The following is a 19,581-nucleotide window of genomic DNA, read 5'->3' as shown; positions in this document are numbered from 1 at the left end:
GAACGCGCGGCGCGGCGAAGCTCCGATGAGCCCGCGCGCGCGGCGCGCGCTCGCGCTGGCGGGCGGACTGGGCCTGCTGGCCCTGGCTGTCGCCCTGGTGCTCAACGCGCTGCAATCGAACCTGGTCTTCTTCTTCAGCCCCAGCCAGGTGGCGGCGCGCGAAGCGCCCCAGAGCGGCAGCTACCGCCTGGGCGGCCTGGTGGAACGCGGCTCGCTGCGGCGCGAGGCCGACGGCGTCACGCTGCGCTTCGTGGTCACCGATACGGCGCACGCGGTGCCGGTGCGCTACCAGGGCCTGCTGCCGGACCTGTTCCGCGAGGGCAAGGGCGTGGTGGTGGCGGGCCGGCTGGAGCCCGACGGCGTGTTCCGCGCCACCGAGGTGCTGGCCAAGCACGACGAAAACTACATGCCGCCCCAGGCCGCCGACGCGGTACGGCGGGCCTCGGCGCCCGGCCCGCGGCCAGGAGAGGCCCGATGATTCCCGAGATCGGGCTTTTCAGCCTCATCCTGGCCCTGCTGGTGGCGCTGGCCCAGGGCGTGCTGCCGCTCGCGGGCGCGGCGGCGGGCTGGGCGCCCGGCATGAACGTCGCGCGGCCCGCCGCCGCCGGGCAGTTCCTGCTGGTGGCCCTGGCCTTCGGCTGCCTGGCCTGGAGCTTTCTGGACAACGACTATTCGGTGGTCTACGTGGCCGCGAATTCGCATGCCGACCTGCCCGCCGCGTACCGTTTTGCCGCGGTCTGGGGCGGACACGAGGGCTCGGTGCTGCTGTGGCTGTTGCTGCTGTCGGCCTGGACCCTCGCGGTAGCGTTGTGCAGCCGCGGCCTGCCGCCGGCCTTCGCCGCCCGTGTGCTGGCCGTGATGGGCTGGATCAGCGTGGGATTCCTGCTCTTCCTGCTCTTTCTTTCCAACCCGTTCGAGCGCCTGGTGCCGCCGGCCATGGCCGGGCGCGATCTGAACCCCCTGCTGCAGGATCCGGGCATGATCGTGCATCCGCCCATGCTGTACATGGGTTATGTGGGTTTTTCCGTGGCGTTTGCTTTCGCCATCGCCGCGCTGCTCTCGGGCGAGCTGGACGCACTCTGGGCGCGCTGGGTGCGTCCCTGGACGCTGGCGGCCTGGACCTTCCTGACGCTGGGCATCCTGCTGGGCAGCGCCTGGGCCTACTACGTGCTGGGCTGGGGCGGATGGTGGTTCTGGGATCCGGTGGAAAACGCCTCTTTCATGCCCTGGCTGGCCGGCACCGCGCTCATCCATTCGCTCATCGTCACCGAGCGGCGCGGCGCCTTCCGGAGCTGGACCGTGCTGCTGGCCATCTGCGCCTTTTCGTTGAGCCTGCTGGGCACCTTCCTGGTCCGCTCGGGCGTGCTGACCTCGGTGCACGCCTTCGCCGTGGATCCGGGACGCGGGCTGTACATCCTGGGCTTCATGACCGTGGCGGTGGGCGGCTCGCTGGCGCTGTACGCCTGGCGCGCGCCCACGGTCGGGCTGGGCGGCGGTTTTGCCGTGCTGTCGCGCGAATCGCTGCTGCTGGTCAACAACGTGGTGCTGACGGTGGCGGCCGCGTCGGTGCTGCTGGGCACCCTGTACCCGGTGGTGCTCGACGTGCTGGAGCTGGGCAAGATATCCATCGGGCCGCCCTATTTCGAGGCCGTGTTCGTGCCCCTCATGACGCCGGCCGTTTTCCTCATGGGCGTGGGGCCGGTGGCGCGCTGGAAGCAGGCGCACGTGCCCGAACTCGCGCAGCGCCTGCGCATCGCCTTCGCCGTCAGCCTGGCCACGGCCCTGCTGCTGCCTTTCGCGCTGCCGGGCCGCGCCTGGCACGCCTCGCTGCCCATCGTGCTGGGCCTGTGGCTGGCGGCGTGGTCCGTCGCCAGCGCCTGGACGCATGCCTGGCAACGGCTCACCGACGGCGACGGACGCTGGGCGCTGCGGCTGCGCCGCCAGCCGCGCGCCTGGTACGGCATGCTGCTGGCCCATGCGGGGGTGGGCGTGTTCATCGCCGGCGTCACGCTCGCCAACGGCTACGAGGACCGGCAGGAACTCAAGCTGGAAATCGGCGCAAGCGCGCAGGCCGGCGGCTACCGCTATCTCTTCGAAAGCGTGGGGCCGGCCGCCGGCCCCAACTACAGCGCCCAGCGCGCCGTGTTCCGCGTCACGCGCGACGGCCGGCCGGCGGTCACGCTCTACCCCGAGAAACGCCTCTACACGGTGCAGAACATGGCGCTCAGCCAGGCCGGCATCGACAGCGGCTTCACGCGCGACCTGTTCGTGGCGCTGGGCGAGCCGGTGGGCGCGCAAGCCTGGACCGTGCGCATCCAGGTCAAGCCTTTCATGGCCTGGATCTGGGGCGGCTGCCTGTTGATGGCCGCGGGCGGCGTGCTGGCCGCCGCCGACCGGCGCTACCGGCAGGCCCGCGCGGCCGACGCATCGCAGCGCCTGCGCCCGGCCTCGCTGCCGGCCTCGGCGCGGGAGGGCGGCTGATGCGCCGCACCCTGCTGCCCCTGGCCGTGTTCCTGGCCCTGGCGCTGCTGCTGGGCATGGGCCTGTCGCGCGATCCGCGCGCGGTGCCCTCCGCGCTCATCGACCACCCCGCCCCGCCCATCGGGCTGCCCTTGCTGCAGGCCCCGGAACAGCGGCTGGAGGTGCAGTCCCTGCGCGGACAGGTGTGGCTGCTCAATGTATGGGCCTCGTGGTGCGAACCCTGCCGCCAGGAACTGCCCGTGCTGCGCGACCTCGGCCAGCGCGCCGGCATTCCCATCTACGGCCTGAACTACAAGGACGACCCCCGGGCCGCGGCCGAATGGCTGCGGCGCAACGGCAACCCCTACCGCGCCTCGGCCAGCGACACCGACGGCCGGGTCGGCATCGAGTACGGCGTGTATGGCGTGCCGGAAACCTTTCTCATCGACGGCAACGGCCGCATCCGCTACAAGCAGCTCGGCGTCATCACGCCCGGCATCTGGGAAAAGCGCCTGCTGCCGATAATAGAGGCGCTGCGATGAAAACCTGGCCCGCCCTGCTGCTCTGCCTGGCGCTGTTCGGCCCCTCGCCCGCGCCCGCGGCCCCCGGCGCGCCGGCCGACGCCGCGCTGCGCGAACGGGCCGACCGGCTCGCGCACGGCCTGCGCTGCATGGTGTGCCAGAACCAGACCCTGGCCGAATCGAACGCGCCGCTGGCGCGCGACATGCGCCGGATCATCCGCGACCAGCTCGCGCAGGGCCGCAGCGATGAGGAGATCATGCGCTTCTTCCAGGCGCGCTACGGCGATTTCGTGCGCTACGACCCGCCGTTCAAGCCCCTGACCTGGCTCCTGTGGATCGGCCCCTTCGCCCTGCTGGCGCTGGGCCTGGCGGCGCTGTGGCGCGCCGTGGCGCGCCGGCCGGCCTCGCGCGCGCCGCTCACCGCCGACGAACGGGCGCGCGCCGCCCGCTACCTGGATTCCGGCCCATGAACGCGCTCTGGCTTGCCGTCGTGGCCCTGCTGCTGGGCAGCCTGTGCTGTCTCATCGTGCCGCTGTTGCGCCGCGGGCCGCCCGCGGGCCCCCGCTCCGCCGACAGCCTGCGGGCTTTTTATGCGGCCCAGCGCGAACAACTGCGGCGCGACCGGCAGCAAGGCGCGCTCAGCGCGGACGCGCACATGCGCGCCGAAGAAGAACTGCAGCGCGACCTGCTGCAGGACATGGCCCGGCGCGACGCCCCCGGCGGCGGCCCGGCCGGCCGCCGGGCCAGCCTGGCCGCCGCCTGCGCGCTGGCGCTGGGCCTGCCCCTGGCGGCCGCGCTGCTCTATGGCAAGCTGGGCAACCCGCGCGCGGCCGCCAGCGCCGCCGCGGCCCAGGGCGCGCCCGCCCACGCCGGCTCCGAAGACGACATGGACCTCGCCATCTTCGCGCTGGCGCGGCGCCTGCGCGCCGCGCCGGACGACGCCGACGGCTGGTACACGCTGGCCCGCTCGTACGAAACCCTGGGACGCTACGGCGACGCGGTGGCCGCCTACCGCGAAGTGCTGCGCCTGGTGCCGGGCCAGCCCGCGGTGCTGGCGGACCTGGCCGATGCCAGGCTGTCGCAACAGGGCGGCCAGCCCGACGCCGAGTCGGTGGCCGCGGTGGCGCAGGCGCTCGCCGCGCAGCCCGACCAGCCCAAGGCGCTCGCCCTGGCGGGCATGATGGCGCTGCGCCGCGGCGATCCGGTCGAGGCGCTGGCCTACTGGGAACGCCTGCGCCCCCAGCTGCCGCCCGGCTCCGAAGCCAGCCGCCAGATCGAGTCCAACATCGCCCGGGCCAGGGCCGCCGCCGGCCCGGACCCGATGGCGCGACCGCTGCCCGCGCGCGAAGCCGCTGCCAGGGCCGAAGGCCCGGCCGCCGCCAACGCCGGGACCGGCACCGGTTCCGCCTCCCCGGCCCGCCCGGGCGCCGCCGCCCGCATCGCGGGGCGCGCGAGCATCGCGCCCGCCGCCGCCGCGCGGGTCCGGCCGGACGATACGGTATTCATTCTCGCCCGCCCGGCCGGGGGATCCCGCATGCCGCTGGCCGTGCTGCGGCTGCGCGCGGCGGACCTGCCGCGCGACTTCGTGCTGGACGACAGCCTGGCGATGTCGCCGCAGGCGCGGCTGTCCGGCGCCCAGCGGGTCGACGTGGAGATCCGCGTGAGCCGCAGCGGCAACGCCATGGCGCAGCCGGGCGACCTGGCGGGCATCGTGGAAAACGTGCCGGTGCCCGCCGAGGGGCTGGAACTGAAGGCAGGCCCCGCCGAAGGCGCGGGCGCGCGCTAGGGCCGCCGGGAAACGCCCGCAGCCCTGCGCCGCGGCCTTGCCGGGTCCGTTTCCCGGGCCTGCCGAGGCCCGCCCGGGCCGGCTCAGACGCCGGTCAGCGCCTCGCGCCAGCGCCGGCGTTTTTCTTCGTAAGGCATGGCCGCATGCGCCGGACTGGTGGACGGCAGCGCCACGAATTCCAGGGCCTGCGCCCGCGGCGGCAGCGCGGGCCGCACATGCCGCGCGAAAAGCGCCGCCGCCTTGGCTCCGTTGAAGCAGATGCGCCGTATGCCGGCATGCGCCGCCAGAAACGCCGGAAAATCATTGGGCGCCAGGCCCTCGCGGCGGATGTCGGCGTCCAGGCTGCCGGGGCGCACGCAGCCGGCAAGCACGTCCCACAACGCCACGCCGGCCGCCCGCAGCGCCCGCAGCCGGGCGTCGTAATGCAGCGCGGCATCGAAGCCCAGCGCGTCCGCCGCGATGGGCCAGAACGCATTGCGCGGATGCGCGTAGTACTGCGCGCGCCGCAGCGACGCGACCCCGGGCATGGACCCCAGCACCAGGATCCGCGCATCCGGCGCGGCCACGGGAGCGAAGCCCTGGACCGCGCCGCGGGAGGGCGGCGCGTCCACCCCTACGCCGCCAGCCGGCTTTCGATGCGGGCTTTGGCTTCGGGCAGGTCTTCGGGCAGCCGCTGGGCGAGCTGGCCGAAGAGTTCTTCGTGCAGCGCCAGTTCGCGGCGCCAGGCGTCGGCGTCGACGGACATGATCTGCTCGAACTTGTCGGGGCTGAATTCCAGCCCGGTCCAGTCGATGTCGCCATAGCGCGGCGACACGCCAAAGACCTGGTCCACGCCCTGGGCCTCGCCGTCGATGCGGCCCAGCATCCAGCGCAGCACGCGCATGTTCTCGCCGAAGCCCGGCCATACGAACTTGCCGTCGGGCCCCTTGCGGAACCAGTTCACGCAGTAGATGCGGGGCAGCGTGGCGCCGGCGTCTTCGAGCTGGCGGCCCAGCTTGAGCCAATGCGCGAAGTAGTCGCTCATGTTGTAGCCGCAGAACGGCAGCATGGCGAACGGATCGCGCCGCACCACGCCCTGCTGCCCCGCGGCGGCGGCGGTGGTTTCGGAGCCCATGGTGGCGGCCATGTAGACGCCCTCGACCCAGTTGCGCGCCTCGGTGACGAGCGGAACCGTGGTGGAGCGCCGTCCGCCGAAGATGAAGGCGTCGATGACCACGCCTTCCGGGTTCTCCCATTCGGGGTCGATGGAGGGGCACTGCGAGGCCGGCGCCGTGAAGCGCGCATTGGGATGCGCGGCCTTGCGTCCGGTTTCGCGCGCGATGGCGGGCGTCCAGTCTTGGCCCTGCCAGTCGGTGAGATGGGCGGGCGGCGTGTCGGTCATGCCTTCCCACCAGACGTCGCCGTCGTCGGTGAGCGCCACGTTGGTGAAGATGACGTTGGCCTTGAGCGTGGCCATGGCGTTGAAGTTGGTCTGCTCGCTGGTGCCCGGGGCCACGCCGAAATAGCCGGCCTCGGGGTTGATGGCGCGCAGGCGGCCGTCGGCGCTGGGCTTGATCCAGGCGATGTCGTCGCCGATGGTGGTGACTTTCCAGCCGTCCATGCCCTGCGGCGGGATCAGCATGGCGAAGTTGGTCTTGCCGCAGGCGGACGGAAAGGCGGCGGCCACGTGGTACTTGCGGCCCTTGGGCGAGGTCACGCCCAGGATGAGCATGTGCTCGGCCAGCCAGCCCTGGTCGCGTCCCATGGTGGAGGCGATGCGCAGCGCGAAGCATTTCTTGCCCAGCAGCGCGTTGCCGCCATAGCCCGAGCCGTAGCTCCAGATTTCGCGGGTCTGGGGAAAATGCACGATGTACTTGGTGGGGTTGCAGGGCCAGGGCACGTCCACCTCGCCCGGTTCGAGCGGCCTGCCCACCGAATGCACGCAGGGCACGAACTCGCCGTCCGTGCCCAGCACTTCGTAGACCTGCTTGCCCATGCGCGTCATGATGCGCATATTGGCAACCACATAGGGGCTGTCGGACAGCTCCACGCCGATGTGGGCGATGTCCGAACCCAGCGGTCCCATGGAGAACGGCACCACGTACATGGTGCGGCCGCGCATGGCGCCGTCGAACAGCCCGTTGAGCGTGTCGCGCATTTCGGCCGGGTCGGACCAGTTGTTCGTGGGTCCGGCATCTTCGGGACGGTCGGAACAGATGAACGTACGGTCTTCGACGCGGGCCACGTCCGAGGGATCGGACCAGGCCAGATAGGAATTCGGCCGCTTGGCGGGGTTGAGCCTGCGCAGCGTGCCGGCCTCGACCATTTCCTGGCACAGCCGGTCGTACTCCTGCTGCGAACCGTCGCACCATACGACGCGATCGGGCTTGGCCAGGGCGGCGATGCGGGCAACCCAGTCGACCAGACCGCGGTGCCGCACCCAGGCGGGCACGTTCAAGGCTGCCAGTCCCCCATCCAAAGGCTTATTCATCGGACCTGTCTCCATACAAAGAATAGGGATGATGCGGCCCCCAACCGGAGGCGGCCGCATCGTGTGTGAGGCCATCATACCGGCAGCGCAGGGCTGCCCGTCAACCCATCCTTATGGGGGAGTTTGTCACGGGTTGAGACGGCCCCGCGGGGCGTGCGCGCCGTCAGCCCTGGCCGGCGCTGGCATCGCGCAGCGCCTTGCGGATGATCTTTCCGGTGGCCGTGGTGGGCAAACTGGTTACAAACCGGATGAGGCGCGGATACTCGTGCGCCGCCAGCCGGGTGCGCACGTGATCCTGCAGCGCGCGGGCCAGCTCGTCGCTGCCCTCGTAGCCGTCGTTGAGCACGACGAAGGCGGCCACGATCTCCGTGCGCTGCGCATCCGGCATGCCCACCACCGCGGCCATCCGCACCGCCGGATGCGAAATGAGGCAGTCTTCGATCGGCGCCGGGCCGATGCGGTAGCCCGCGCTGGTGATCACGTCGTCCTTGCGGCCCACGAAGCGGATGAACCCGTCGGCGTCGCGCACGCCCTGGTCGCCGGTCAGCAGGTACTCGCCCGCGAACTTTTCCCGGGTGGCCTCGGGGTTGTTCCAGTATCCGAGGAACATGACCGGATCGGGCCGCAGCACGCCGATGTTGCCCTCTTCGCCGTCGGGCAGGAGGCGGCCCGCGTCGTCCACGATGTCCACGCGGTGGCCGGGCACCGCGCGGCCGATGGAGCCGATGCGCGGCTCGAACAGCGACGAGCACGAAGACACCAGCATGTTGCACTCGGTCTGCCCGTAGAACTCGTTGATGGTCACGCCCAGCACGCGCCGCCCCCAGTCGATGAGTTCCGCGCCCAGCGACTCGCCGCCGCTGGCCACCGAGCGCAGGCCGAGGCTGCCGGCCGCCGGCGGCGCCGAAGCGCGCATCATCTTCAGGGCCGTGGGCGGCAGGAAGGTGTGGGTGACGCCATGGCGCGCCATCAGGTCGAAGGCGGACTCGCCGTCGAACTTCTCGAAGCGCCGCGCCAGCACCGGCACGCCGTGGTGCCAGGACGGCAGCAGCACGTCCAGCAAGCCGCCGATCCATGCCCAGTCGGCGGGCGTCCACATGAGGCGGGCGTGCTCGGGAAAGAACTCGTGCGACATCTCCACCCCCGGCAGGTGGCCGAGCAACACGCGGTGCGCGTGCAGCGCGCCCTTGGGCTTGCCCGTGGTGCCCGAGGTGTAGATGATGACGGCCGGGTCGTCGGCCGCGGTGTCGACGGCGGTGTAATCGCCGCTTTCGGCGGCCAGCGCGTCGTGGAACGACAGCGCCTGGCCGCCGGCAACCGGCCCGTCCACGCAGTACACCACCTTGAGGTCGGGCAGGCTGTCGCGGATCTGCGCCAGCCGGCGCACGCCCTCGGCGTCCGTCACCAGCGCGGCCGCGCCGCTGTTCTGCAGCCGGTACTGAATGGCGTCCACGCCGAACAGGGTGAAGAGCGGCACGGCCACCGCGCCCATCTTGTAGACGGCGATGTGCGTCACGGCGGTTTCGGGGGCCTGCGGCAGGTACACCGCCACCCGGTCGCCGCGCCGCACGCCATTGCGCTCCAGGCTGCGGGCCAGGCGATTGGACTGCTCGTGGATGTCGTCGAAACTGTAGCGCGCCTGGGAACCGTCGCTCTTCTCGTAGATGAGGGCCAGCCGTCCGCTGCCGTCGGCCCATTTGGCGCAGACGTCCACGCCGATGTTGTACCGTTGCGGAACCTCCCAACGGAATCCGGAAACCAGGGTTGTGTAGGATTGCGCTCTGGACAGCATGATCTTGTCTCGTATCGTCGTTATGAAAAATCAGCGGAAGGCCGGCTTGCCGCCATGGACGCCGCAGTCCAATAATAAGCCCCGCCTTTCCCGCACCAATGCATCCACGCATGGAAAAATCCGCCGCCCCGCCGCCCCGCACCCCGATGCGCCGCGCGCCCGCCAGCGCCAAGTCCGAGCAGCGCATCCGCGACATCCTGCGCACCGCCCGCCAGGTATTCGCCGAAGCCGGCTTCCAGGCCGGCACCACCACCGAGATCGCGCAGCGGCTGGGCGTGTCCGAAGCCACCATCTTCACGTACTTCGGCGGCAAGCGCGAACTCTGCGTGCGCGTCATCAGCGACTGGTACGACGAGATCATCGCCAAGGTCGAAGACGACCTGCCGCGTGTGCAGGGCACGCGCGCCCGGCTGCGCTACCTGGTGCACGCCCACTTGCGCCACCTGCTGGCGGAGGGGCCGGGCCTGTGCGCGTTCATCCTGTCGGAAGGCCGCGCGCGCGACGACGAATTCGCCGACATCTACGCCCAGCTGCAGCGGCGCTACACCGCCCCGCTCATGCGCATCCTGGCCCAGGGCCAGGCCGAAGGGCAGATCCGCCGCGACATGCCCCTGCGGCTGCTGCGCTCGTCGGTGTACGGCCCCATGGAGCACGTGCTCTGGGACGCGATCCTGCGCGAGCGGCGCGTGGACGTGGCGGCCACGGCCGACCAGCTCACCGATTTCCTCTGGCAGGCCCTGCAGCCGCCGCCGCGCGACACGCTCGCGCTGGCGCGCTTTCGCGCCGACGTCGAAGAAGCGCTGCACCGCTTTCATGCCTCCGAGAACAGCGACGGCGGCGCATACTGAGGAAACCCGTCGAAAGTCTCGCCGCGCTCGGCCGGGGCCAGCGTCCATGAATGGCGCGCGTTGGGCACGCCGCCGTCGACGCGCATCACCGTGCCGTTGATGAAGGCCGACGCGGGCGACAGCAGAAACACCACGGCCGCCGCCACCTCGGCTTCGGTGCCGAAGCGCGACAGCGGCACCTTGTCGCGCAGCCCGCGCAGCACGGCCCGGTAGTCCTCGTCGTAGCTGTCCATGCCGCTGGAGGCGATCCAGCCCGGCGCCACGGCGTTCACCCGCACGCCGGCGTGCGCCCATTCGCAGGCGGCCGTCTCGGTGAGATTCCAGACGCCCGCGCGCGCCGCCCCGGAATGCCCCATGCCCGGCATGCCGCCCCAGATGTCGGCCAGCATGTTCACGATGGCGCCGCCGTGCCCGCGCATGTATTGCGTGTACACCTCGCGCGACATCAGGAACGTGCCGTGCAGGTTGTTGCGCACCACCGCGTCGAAGCCGTTGTGGCTGATGCGCTCCAGGGGCGCGGGAAACTGCCCGCCGGCGCAGTTGAAAAGGCCGTGGAGCGCGCCGTGGCGTTGCAGCGCCGCGCCCACCGTGGCGCGCACGCCCGCCTCGTCGCGGATGTCGCAGGCATGCACGCTGAGGCGGCCGGCCGCCTCGGGATAGATGCCGGCGATCTCGTCGCGCACCGCCTGCAGCTTCTCGGGCTTGCGGCCCACCAGCGCCAGGCCGGCGCCCAGCGATGCCAGCTCGTGCGCCGTGCAGCGACCCAGGCCGCTGCCGCCGCCCGTCACGAGGACGGTGCGCCCCTCGAACAGCCCGGGCCGGAATACCGAGGCGTAGCGCGCGCCCGGGCGGCGCGCCGGATCCGCATCCCTGCTCATGTCTCGCTCCTTTGTTTTTTTGAGGATAACTCAATATTTGACCCGCAGACGCCTTTGAACGAACATCGGGTTTCCCCTTCCCCCTTATCATCCGGGAACGGAGAGTTGAGACAAATTCAAAACGGAGACCCGCGATGCGCCCCAACCCGCCCCTGATCGTCGTGCGCGAAGGCCCGGTGGCCCGGCTGACCCTGAACCGCCCCGACGTGCGCAACGCCTTCGACGAAACCCTCATCGCCGCGCTGACGCAGGCCGTGCGGCAAGCGGCCGACGACGAAGCCGTCCGCGTGCTGCTGCTGACCGGCGCGGGCAAGGCGTTCTGCGCCGGCGGCGACCTGAACTGGATGCGCCAGATGGGCTCGCTCACCCCCCAGCAGAACCGCGAAGACGCGGCGCGCCTGGCCGACATGCTGCACGCGGTGTGGTCCTGCCCCAAACCGGTCGTGGCCGCCGTCAACGGCGACGCCTATGCGGGCGGCATGGGGCTGGCGGCGGCCTGCGACATCGCCATCGCGGCCGACTCGGCCCACTTCTGCCTCTCCGAAGCCAGGCTGGGGCTGCTGCCGGCCACCATCAGCCCCTACGTGCTGCGCGCGATCGGCGAACGCGCGGCGTCGCGCTATTTCCTGACGGCCGAGCGCTTCGACGCCGGCACCGCGCTGCGCCTGGGGCTGGTCCACGAAACCTGTCCGGCCGAGGCCCTGGCCGAGCGCGCCGAGGCCGTGTGCCGCGCCCTGTGCGGCAACGGCCCGCAGGCGGTGCGCGCCAGCAAGCGGCTGCTGCGCGACGTGGCCGGCCGCGCGATCGACGGCGCCCTCATCGCCGATACCGTGGAGCGCATCGCGGCCATCCGCGAATCGGCCGAGGCGCGCGAAGGCGTGAGCGCCTTCCTGGAAAAGCGCCGGCCGGCCTGGACCGCCGCGCCCGGCGCGGCGCCGCGGTAGCGGAGCGGCCTGCCGCCGCATGCCATAATCGGCGGCGATTTTTCAGGAAGTGCCATGCCCCACGTTTTTCCCCCGCTGGACGCGGACCGCCTCTGGGCGCGCGTCGAAACCCTGTCCCGCTACACGCTGCCCGGGCAGCCCTGGACCCGCCGCGCCTTCACGCCGCTGTTCGACGAGGCGCGCCTGTGGCTGCGGCGCGAGTTCGAGGCCGCCGGCCTGCGGACGCGGCTGGACGCCGGCGGCAACCTGGTGGGCACGCTGCCCGGCCGGGACGGTCGCCGCAAGCCCATTAGCACCGGCTCGCACAGCGACACCGTAATGAGCGGCGGCCGCTACGACGGCATCATCGGCGTGCTGGCGGGCATCGAGGTGGCCCATGCGCTGCGCGATCACGGCGTGCAGCTCGCGCACGATTTCGAGGTCATCGATTTTCTCTCCGAGGAGCCCAGCGACTACGGCATTTCCTGTGTCGGCAGCCGCGCGCTCGCCGGCCAGCTCTCGGCCGACATGCTGCAGGCCCGCAACCCCGAGGGCGAGACGCTGGCCGCGGGCATCGCCCGCGTCGGCGGCGACCCCTCCGCCCTCTCCGCGCCGCTGCGCGGTCCGGACGGCACCGCGGCCTTCGTGGAACTGCACATCGAGCAGGGCCCCGTGCTGGAATCGCGCGACCTGCCCATCGGCGTCGTGACCAACATCGTGGGCATCCGCCGGGTGCAGATCACGGTGCGCGGGCAGCCCGACCACGCCGGCACCACGCCCATGGACATCCGCCGCGACGCCCTGGTGGGCGCGGCGCGTGTCATCGAGGCGGCGCACCGCCGCGCCAGCCTGGCCAGCGGCAATCCGCATTACGTGGTGGCCACCGTGGGCAGGCTGGCGCTCACGCCCAACGCCGCCAATGCCGTGCCTGGCCGGGTGGAAATGACGCTGGAAGTGCGCAGCGACAGCGACGCGCTGCTGGAGGCGTTTCCGGAAGCGGTCATGGCCGAGGTGGCGCAGGATCTGCGCGCCCTGCGGCTGGAGGCGGACATGGCGCCCCTGAGCCGCGCCCGGCCCACCGATTGCGCGCCCCTGGTCATGGATGCGGTGCAGGCCGCGGCCGACCGCCTGGGCTACGCGTCCATGCGGCTGCCCAGCGGCGCCGGCCACGACGCCGTCTACATGGCGAGCACCGGCCCCGTGGGCATGATCTTCATTCCCTGCCTGGACGGCCGCAGCCACTGCCCCGAAGAGGCGATCACGCCACAGCAATTGCTGGACGGGACCTGCGTGCTGTATGAAACCGTGCTGGAACTGGACCGCCGCCTGGCCGGCGCCTGACCCTGCGAGGCCGCATGGAAGAAATCGAACTCAACGACGGCAACGCCGACCGCTATCTGCTGGACGCGCCCGGCCTGTCGCTGCTGGTGTTTTACAGCCGCACCTGCGGCAACTGCCGCATCGCGCGCGAACAGCTGCCGCGCCTGGAGCTGCCGGTGCAGCGCCTGTGCTGGGTGGACGCCGGCGAAAACGGCGGCCTGGTCGAGCGCTACGAGGTCTTTCACCTGCCCGCCATGTACGCCGTGCGCGACGGCGCCTTCTACGGTCCGGTGCAGGCCGCGCTGGCCGAATGGGATTTGCGCCGGCAGATCGGCCTGGCGCTGGACAGCTATCCGGCGGAGCTGCCCTGATGGCCGCGCCCCTGGCCCGCCCGGCCCGCCTGCCCCTGGACGCGCTGGCCGCCAGCGCCATGCTGGCGCTGTGCGTCTGCTGGGGGTTCCAGCAGATCGCCATCAAGCTGGTGGCCGCCGATGTGTCGCCCATCATGCAGATCGGCCTGCGCTCGGCCTTCGCCGCGCTGGTGCTGGCGTGCGTGGTGTGGCGCGCCGAAGGCTGGCGCGCCCTGTCCGACGGCACGCTGGGCGCGGGCCTGGCGGTGGGCGCGCTGTTCGCGGCCGAATTCGTCTTCGTGGCGCTGGGGCTGAACCTCACCACCGCCTCGCACATGTCGGTGTTCCTCTATACCGCGCCCATCTTCGCCGCGCTGGGGCTGCACGCGCTCCTGCCCGAAGAACGCATGAAGCCCCTGCAGTGGGCGGGCGTGGCCGTGGCCTTCGGCGGCATCGCCATCGCGTTCCTGGGCAGGGGCGGCGACCCGGCCGCGTCGTCTGCCGACATGCTGCTGGGCGACGCCATGGGCCTGCTGGCCGGCCTGCTGTGGGGCTCGACCACCGTGGCCATCCGCCGCACCGCCCTGTCCGAGGCGGCGCCCGCCAAGACGCTCTTCTACCAGATGGCGCTGGCCGCGGTCGTGCTGATCGGCTACGCCGCCGCCACCGGCCAGGCGGGTTTTCGCCCGACCGCGCCGGCCGTGGCCAGCGTGGCCTTCCAGGCCGTGGCGGTCGCGTTGACCAGTTACCTGGCCTGGTTCTGGCTGCTGCGGCGGTACCTGGCTTCGCGCCTGTCGGTGCTGTCGTTCATGACGCCCATTTTCGGCGTAAGCTTCGGCGTGCTCATCCTGGACGAACCGCTGGACGCCGCCTTCGTGACCGGGGCCCTGCTGGTGCTGGCGGGCATCACGCTGGTAAGCGGCTCGGAGCTGCTGCGCGAGAAACTGCGCGCCCGCGCGCACTGATCCGCCGCGCGGCTGCCGGACGCGGCCGCAAGGCCCCGGGCGCCTTGCACGGCCCCTTTCAGCGTCAACACGCCCTAGCGCCGCGCCTTTTCTTCCTCGATCAGGCGGGCCAGGGTTGCGCGCTGGCCGCCCGCCGCGTCGAAATTGGCGGGATCCAGCCAGCGTTCGTACGCCGCGCGCAGCGCCGGCCACTCGCGGTCGATGATGGAAAACCAGGCCGTGTCGCGGCTGCGGCCCTTGTAGACCGTGGCCTGCCGGAAGACGCCTTCGTACTGGAACCCCAGCCGCGCCGCCGCCGAGCGCGACGGCGCGTTCAGCGCATCGCACTTCCATTCGTAGCGCCGGTAGCCCAGCTCGTCGAAGGCCCGCCGCATCAGCAAATACTGGGCCTCGGTGGCCGCGCGGGTGCGCTTGAGCGCCGGCGAATACGAGACGAAACCCACCTCGATGGAGCCGGCCGCCGGGTCTGCCCGCATCAGCGCCAGCGAGCCCAGGGCACGGCCGGTGGACAGTTCGATCACGGCATGGTGCAGCGGGTCGTCGTCGCGCTCGGCCTTTTCGGCGAAGGCGCGGTAGTCCCCTTCGCTGGCGAACGGCCCCACGCCCATGTAGGTCCAGTCGCGGCCGTCGGGCGCCTGGCTGAAGGCGCGGTATAGATCGGCCGCGTGGCGCGCGGCCGACAGCGGCTCCAGGCGGCAGTAGCGGCCCGCCGCCGGCTCGCGCGGGGGACGCGCGCGCGGCGTCCAGCCGGGCACATCCGGGCCGATGGGCTGCCGGTATTCGTTGAGGCGGACTGGGCTGACAGGAGAGTCTTTCATGTCGTTCTTCCGGTTGGCGCGCGCCTGGCGCATGCGGGCACGATAGCGAAACCGTGGCATCATAAAAAGTGCCACGACAATGATATTCGATGGAGCCATGATCTCTCCCGCCGCCCTGCTCGCCAGCCCGCTCGACCGCCGACCGGGCGCCCCGCCCCGCCAACGCCAGCTCATCCAGCGGCTGCGCTCGGCCATCCTGGCCGGGCAGTTTCCCGCGGGCGCCCGCCTGCCGTCGTCGCGCACGCTGTCCGAAGAGCTGGGCATTTCGCGCAACACCGTGCTCATCGCTTACGAACAGCTCACCGCCGAAGGCTATGTGGTGGCCGACCGCCAGGGCACCCGCGTGGCCGCGCTGTCGCGCGCGCCGGTCCGCAGTGCGCCCGGGCCGGCCGCTCCCGCGGCGGCCGCCGCCCGGCGCCTGGAACGCATCACCCAGGCCCGCCAGCCCCGCGCAGGCTCTCCGCCCTTCACCGCCGGCACGCCCGCGCTGGACCAGTTTCCGCTCGGCGCGTGGCGGCGCGCGCTGGAGCGGGCGCTGCGCGAATCGCCCGCGGCCACGCTGGACTACGGCGACCCGCTGGGCGAGCCCGCTCTGCGCGAAGCCATAGCCCAGCATTTGCGCGTATCGCGCGGCGTGCGCTGCGAAGCCGCCGGCGTCGTCATTACCGAAGGCGCGCAGGGCGCGCTGTCGCTCTGCGTGCAGCTGCTCACCAACCCCGGCGACGCGGCGTGGCTGGAAGACCCGGGCTATCGCGGCGCCAAGGCGGCTTTCTACGCCGGCGACCTGGACGTGACCGGCATGCGGGTGGACGCCGACGGCATCGTCATTCCGGAGTCGGCATGGACCCGGCCGCCGCGCCTTATCCAGACCACGCCCTCGCACCAGTACCCCACGGGCGCGGTGCTGTCGCTCGCCCGCCGCCTCGACCTGCTGGAGCGCGCCCGGCGGGCCGGCGCCTGGATCATCGAAGACGACTATGACAGCGAGTTCCGCCACCTGGGCGAACCCATCGCGGCCATGCAGGGCCTGTTGCCCGACGCGCCCGTGCTCTACGTGGGCACGTTCAGCAAGACCATGTTCCCTTCCCTGCGCCTGGGGTTCCTGGTGCTGCCGCAAGCCATCGCGGGCGCCACGCTGACGGCGGCCGCCGAGATGCTGCGCGGCGGCCGGCGGCTGGACCAGCTCTCCATGGCGGCCTTTATCGGCAATGGGCAGTTCGCGCGCCACCTGGGCCGCATGCGCCGGCTGTACCGCGAGCGCCAGGCGGCGCTGCGCGACGCGCTGGCCGCGCACCTGGGCGTGGACCACGAGGTGCTGGGCGGGCACGGCGGGCTGCATCTCACGTTGCGGCTGCCGCCGGAATTCCCCGACCGCGCGCTGGCGGCCCAGGCGCGCCAGGCGGGCATGAACCCGGGCGCGCTGTCATCGTTCGCGCTGGCGCCGCGCCCCGAAGACAACGGCCTGGTGCTGGGCTACGGCAACACGGACGCCAGCCGCTACCCCGCCCTGGTCAAGCGCCTGGCCCGGTTGCTCAGGCAGATGACGTAGCGGGCCCGCGCGGCCTCACGCCCCGATCAGCCCGCCCAGCAGCAGCACGGCCAGCACCAGCCAGAACAGGCAGGCCAGGAACGCGCTGCGCAGCAGCGCCTTGACCGCCGCCCACAGAAACGTCAGCCCCAGCGCCAGCAGCGCGAAATGAAAGAGGGAGGGGCTCATGCCCAGGGCGCTGGACAGGCCGGAAAAGAAGTCGCCGAGCGCCTCGCCCAGCCCGCCCAGCAGCCACTTCAGGCCGGCGACCACGCTGCGCAGCGCGCCGCCGATCATGCCGCCCAGCGATGCGAAAAACCCTTCTTCCGCCGGCATCAGGCCGCCTCGCGGTCGGGAAAGCTCGGGACGCGAGCGGACGGGTCCGGGCGAAAATGGCGATGGGGCATCGGAAACGGAACGGCATGCGCCTTAGGAAACACGGGGACACCCACCATAGCGCAAAAGCGTCCGCCGTGGCGCGGCGGGCCGCGTACCGCTTTTTTTCCTTTGTTACCCTTTGCCGCGCCGGCCGGCGATACAGTAGCCCGACGGCCGGCCCCGGATGGCCGGCCCCGGATGGCCGGCCCCCGGATGGCCGGCCCCCCACCAGGAAGGAGGCGCAACCCGTGACTTCCCGCAACCCCGCGCCGCGCGCCGGCGCCATCCGCGTCGGCATCGGCGGCTGGACCTACGAGCCCTGGCGCGGCACCTTCTACCCCGAGGGCCTGCCCCAGGCCCGCGAGCTGGAATACGCGAGCAGCCGGCTGACGGCCATCGAAGTCAACGGCACCTACTACGGCGCCCAAAAACCCGCCACCTACGCCAAATGGCGCGATGAGACGCCCGCGAGCTTCGTGTTCACCCTCAAGGCCTCGCGCTACGCCACCAACCGCCGCAAGCTCGCCGAGGCGGGCGAATCCATACGCCGCTTCGTGCACAGCGGCATCGCCGAGCTGGGCCCGAAGCTGGGCCCCATCGTATGGCAGTTCGCGCCGACCAAGGTGTTCGACGCCGGCGATTTCGGCGCCTTTCTCGACCAGCTTCCCGACGCCGTGGACGGAATCGCGCTGCGCCACGCGCTGGACGTGCGGCATCCCAGTTTTGCCTGCCCGGAATACCTGGCGCTGGCGCGGCAGCGCGGCGCCGCCACGGTATACACGGACAGCGACGACTACCCTTCCATCGCCGACCGCACGGGCAGCTTCGCCTACGTGCGGCTGATGCGCGCCAGCACCGCCTACAAGGCGGGCTATGCGCCGCACGCGCTGGCCGAATGGGAAAAGCGCCTGCGCGCCTGGGCGGCGGGCGAGCCGCCCGACCTGCCGCACGTGGAGGACGCGCCGCCCGCGCGGGCGGGCGGCCATGGCGAGGTCTACGCTTTTTTCATCAACGGCGCCAAGGAACGCGCCCCCGCGGGCGCGCTGGCCCTGCTCGACAGGCTGTAGGGCCGGCCGGCGCGCCGGGCCTGCCCTACTGCGCCACCGGCGTGCGCATGGTGACGAACTCTTCGGCTGCCGTGGGATGGATGCCGATGGTTTCGTCGAAGACGCACTTGGTGGCGCCCGCCTTGAGCGCCACCGCCAGGCCCTGCACGATCTCGCCGGCCTCCGGCCCCACCATGTGCACGCCCAGCACGCGGTCGGTGGCGGCGTCCACCACCAGCTTCATCAGGGTCTTTTCCTGCGAGTCCGTCAGCGTCAGTTTCATGGGGCGGAAACGGCTCTCGAAGATCTTCACCTCGTGGCCCGCCTCGCGCGCCTGCTCGGTGGTAAGCCCCACCGTGCCGATGTTCGGCAGGCTGAACACCGCGGTGGGAATGAGCCGGTAGTCCACCTTGCGGTATTCCTCGGGGCGGAACAGCCGGCGCGCCACGGCCATGCCCTCGGCCAGCGCCACCGGGGTGAGCGCCACGCGGCCGATCACATCGCCGATGGCCAGGATGGAGGGCTCGTCCGTGCGATACTCGTCATCCACGGCGATGAAGCCATGCGCGTTCAGCTTGACGGCCGTGTTCTCCAGGCCCAGGCCGTCCAGCATGGGGCGGCGGCCCGTGGCGTAGAACACGCAATCCGTCTCGATGACTTCGCCGTCTTTCAGGGTGGCGGCCAGCGAGCCGTCCGCGCGCTTGTCGATGCGCGCCACGTCGGTATTGAAGCGCAGCGCGATGCCCTTCTTGACGAGTTCGTCGCGCAGGTGCTCGCGCACGCCCTGGTCGAAGCCGCGCAGGAACAGGGGGCCGCGGTAGACCTGCGTGGTCTGCGCGCCCATGCCGTTGAAGATCGACGCGAACTCCACGGCGATGTAGCCGCCGCCCACCACCAGCACGCGGCGGGGCAGCGCCTCCAGGTGAAACGCCTCGTTGGAGGTAATGGCGTATTCCTTGCCGGGGATCTCAGGCACCTTGGGCCAGCCGCCCGTGGCCACCAGGATGTGCTCGGCGGTGCATGGCTTGCCGTCGACCTCCACCGTATGCGGATCGCGGATGCGGGCATGGCCTTCCAGCAGCGTGACGCCGCTATTGACCAGCAGGTTGCGGTAGATGCCGTTGAGGCGCGCGATTTCGCGGTTCTTGTTGGCGATCAGCGTGGGCCAGTCGAACCGCGGCTCGCCCGCCGTCCAGCCGAAGGCGCCGGCCTGCTCGAAGTCTTCGCCGTAGTGCGCGCCGTAGACCAGCAGTTTCTTGGGCACGCAGCCCACGTTCACGCAGGTGCCGCCCAGGTAGCGGCTCTCGGCCACGGCCACCCTGGCGCCGAAACCGGCCGCGAAACGCGCCGCGCGCACGCCGCCGGAACCGGCGCCCACCACAAACAGGTCAAAATCGAATGCCATGATGTACCTTGCATCCTCAATGCGGGAAAGCCTGTATTTAAACACCGGCGACGGGCGGCGGCATGGCAGTGCGCCCCTGCCCGGGCGCGACGG

19 protein-coding genes are annotated in these 19,581 nt (G+C 71.6%); 12 read left to right on the top strand and 7 right to left on the bottom strand.

Features of this window, described 5'->3' with window-relative positions:
* Positions 1-25: 25 nt before the first annotated feature.
* The 5 genes from ccmE to ccmI are packed head-to-tail and all read left to right on the top strand — an operon-like array spanning position 26 to position 4,767.
* Positions 26-478, top strand: coding sequence for a cytochrome c maturation protein CcmE (ccmE, locus tag NGJ44_RS12195; protein WP_251864067.1), 453 nt, complete (start codon positions 26-28; stop codon positions 476-478).
* Positions 475-2,481, top strand: a complete 2,007-nt coding sequence (locus tag NGJ44_RS12190; RefSeq protein WP_251864066.1) for a heme lyase CcmF/NrfE family subunit — start codon at positions 475-477, stop codon at positions 2,479-2,481. The genes ccmE and NGJ44_RS12190 overlap by 4 nt, the downstream gene beginning before the upstream one ends.
* Positions 2,481-3,002: a DsbE family thiol:disulfide interchange protein gene (locus NGJ44_RS12185; protein WP_251864065.1), complete on the top strand. Its 522-nt coding sequence runs from the start codon at positions 2,481-2,483 to the stop codon at positions 3,000-3,002. Before NGJ44_RS12190 ends, NGJ44_RS12185 begins: the two co-directional genes overlap by 1 nt.
* Positions 2,999-3,451 carry a cytochrome c-type biogenesis protein gene (locus tag NGJ44_RS12180; RefSeq protein ID WP_251864064.1) on the top strand — a complete coding sequence of 151 codons (453 nt, stop codon included), beginning with the start codon at positions 2,999-3,001 and terminating at the stop codon, positions 3,449-3,451. Before NGJ44_RS12185 ends, NGJ44_RS12180 begins: the two co-directional genes overlap by 4 nt.
* On the top strand, positions 3,448-4,767 hold the full coding sequence (gene ccmI / locus NGJ44_RS12175; RefSeq protein WP_251864063.1) for a c-type cytochrome biogenesis protein CcmI: 1,320 nt from the start codon (positions 3,448-3,450) through the stop codon (positions 4,765-4,767). The genes NGJ44_RS12180 and ccmI overlap by 4 nt, the downstream gene beginning before the upstream one ends.
* Before the next feature lie 83 nt (positions 4,768-4,850).
* Here ccmI and NGJ44_RS12170 read toward each other — a convergent pair whose 3' ends face one another.
* The 3 genes from NGJ44_RS12170 to NGJ44_RS12160 all read right to left on the bottom strand — a co-directional run bounded on the left by NGJ44_RS12170 (position 4,851) and on the right by NGJ44_RS12160 (position 9,029).
* A complete protein-coding gene (locus NGJ44_RS12170) occupies positions 4,851-5,378 on the bottom strand; it encodes a DNA-deoxyinosine glycosylase (protein ID WP_251864062.1) in 528 nt (175 codons plus the stop codon).
* A gap of 2 nt (positions 5,379-5,380) precedes the next feature.
* Complete coding sequence (locus NGJ44_RS12165; protein ID WP_251864061.1) at positions 5,381-7,237, bottom strand: phosphoenolpyruvate carboxykinase (GTP); 1,857 nt, start codon at positions 7,235-7,237, stop codon at positions 5,381-5,383.
* 163 nt (positions 7,238-7,400) lie between these two features.
* Positions 7,401-9,029: an acyl-CoA synthetase gene (locus NGJ44_RS12160; RefSeq protein ID WP_251864060.1), complete on the bottom strand. Its 1,629-nt coding sequence runs from the start codon at positions 9,027-9,029 to the stop codon at positions 7,401-7,403.
* Between the two features lie 110 nt (positions 9,030-9,139).
* Here NGJ44_RS12160 and NGJ44_RS12155 point away from each other — a divergent pair, with 110 nt between their 5' ends.
* Complete coding sequence (locus NGJ44_RS12155; RefSeq protein ID WP_053245832.1) at positions 9,140-9,877, top strand: TetR/AcrR family transcriptional regulator; 738 nt, start codon at positions 9,140-9,142, stop codon at positions 9,875-9,877.
* On the opposite strand, the gene NGJ44_RS12150 is transcribed toward NGJ44_RS12155, so the two are convergent.
* Positions 9,841-10,755: an SDR family oxidoreductase gene (locus NGJ44_RS12150; RefSeq protein WP_251864059.1), complete on the bottom strand. Its 915-nt coding sequence runs from the start codon at positions 10,753-10,755 to the stop codon at positions 9,841-9,843. The two genes, NGJ44_RS12155 and NGJ44_RS12150, sit on opposite strands and share 37 nt — an antisense overlap.
* 134 nt (positions 10,756-10,889) lie before the next feature.
* Between NGJ44_RS12150 and NGJ44_RS12145 the strand changes: the two genes are divergently transcribed.
* From NGJ44_RS12145 to NGJ44_RS12130, 4 genes are read left to right on the top strand one after another with little or no spacing between them, the layout of a single operon-like run.
* Positions 10,890-11,699, top strand: coding sequence for an enoyl-CoA hydratase/isomerase family protein (locus NGJ44_RS12145; protein ID WP_251864058.1), 810 nt, complete (start codon positions 10,890-10,892; stop codon positions 11,697-11,699).
* Positions 11,700-11,753: 54 nt separating this feature from the next.
* Positions 11,754-13,019: an N-carbamyl-l-glutamate amidohydrolase ErtE gene (gene ertE / locus NGJ44_RS12140; RefSeq protein ID WP_251864057.1), complete on the top strand. Its 1,266-nt coding sequence runs from the start codon at positions 11,754-11,756 to the stop codon at positions 13,017-13,019.
* Between the two features lie 14 nt (positions 13,020-13,033).
* The gene (locus tag NGJ44_RS12135) at positions 13,034-13,369 is read left to right on the top strand and encodes a thioredoxin family protein (protein WP_053245830.1); all 336 of its coding nucleotides are present in this window, start codon (positions 13,034-13,036) and stop codon (positions 13,367-13,369) included.
* Positions 13,369-14,313: a DMT family transporter gene (locus tag NGJ44_RS12130; RefSeq protein WP_251864056.1), complete on the top strand. Its 945-nt coding sequence runs from the start codon at positions 13,369-13,371 to the stop codon at positions 14,311-14,313. Before NGJ44_RS12135 ends, NGJ44_RS12130 begins: the two co-directional genes overlap by 1 nt.
* A 74-nt stretch (positions 14,314-14,387) precedes the next feature.
* Here NGJ44_RS12130 and NGJ44_RS12125 read toward each other — a convergent pair whose 3' ends face one another.
* Complete coding sequence (locus tag NGJ44_RS12125) at positions 14,388-15,131, bottom strand: GNAT family N-acetyltransferase (protein WP_053245840.1); 744 nt, start codon at positions 15,129-15,131, stop codon at positions 14,388-14,390.
* Between the two features lie 97 nt (positions 15,132-15,228).
* Here NGJ44_RS12125 and pdxR point away from each other — a divergent pair, with 97 nt between their 5' ends.
* Complete coding sequence (gene pdxR / locus NGJ44_RS12120) at positions 15,229-16,680, top strand: MocR-like pyridoxine biosynthesis transcription factor PdxR (protein WP_251864055.1); 1,452 nt, start codon at positions 15,229-15,231, stop codon at positions 16,678-16,680.
* 15 nt (positions 16,681-16,695) lie between these two features.
* Here pdxR and NGJ44_RS12115 read toward each other — a convergent pair whose 3' ends face one another.
* On the bottom strand, positions 16,696-16,995 hold the full coding sequence (locus NGJ44_RS12115) for a hypothetical protein (protein WP_053246829.1): 300 nt from the start codon (positions 16,993-16,995) through the stop codon (positions 16,696-16,698).
* A gap of 290 nt (positions 16,996-17,285) precedes the next feature.
* Between NGJ44_RS12115 and NGJ44_RS12110 the strand changes: the two genes are divergently transcribed.
* On the top strand, positions 17,286-18,104 hold the full coding sequence (locus NGJ44_RS12110) for a DUF72 domain-containing protein (protein WP_251864054.1): 819 nt from the start codon (positions 17,286-17,288) through the stop codon (positions 18,102-18,104).
* 25 nt (positions 18,105-18,129) lie between these two features.
* Here NGJ44_RS12110 and gorA read toward each other — a convergent pair whose 3' ends face one another.
* Entirely contained in the window at positions 18,130-19,488 is a 1,359-nt protein-coding gene (gene gorA / locus NGJ44_RS12105; RefSeq protein ID WP_251864053.1) for a glutathione-disulfide reductase, read from the bottom strand.
* Between the last annotated feature and the right edge of the window lie 93 nt (positions 19,489-19,581).

The sequence above is a fragment of the Achromobacter sp. Marseille-Q4962 genome, from assembly GCF_943737005.1.
In the GTDB taxonomy this organism is placed as follows: Bacteria; Pseudomonadota; Gammaproteobacteria; order Burkholderiales; family Burkholderiaceae_B; genus Achromobacter.
This window is presented reverse-complemented; position numbering and strand designations above follow the sequence as displayed.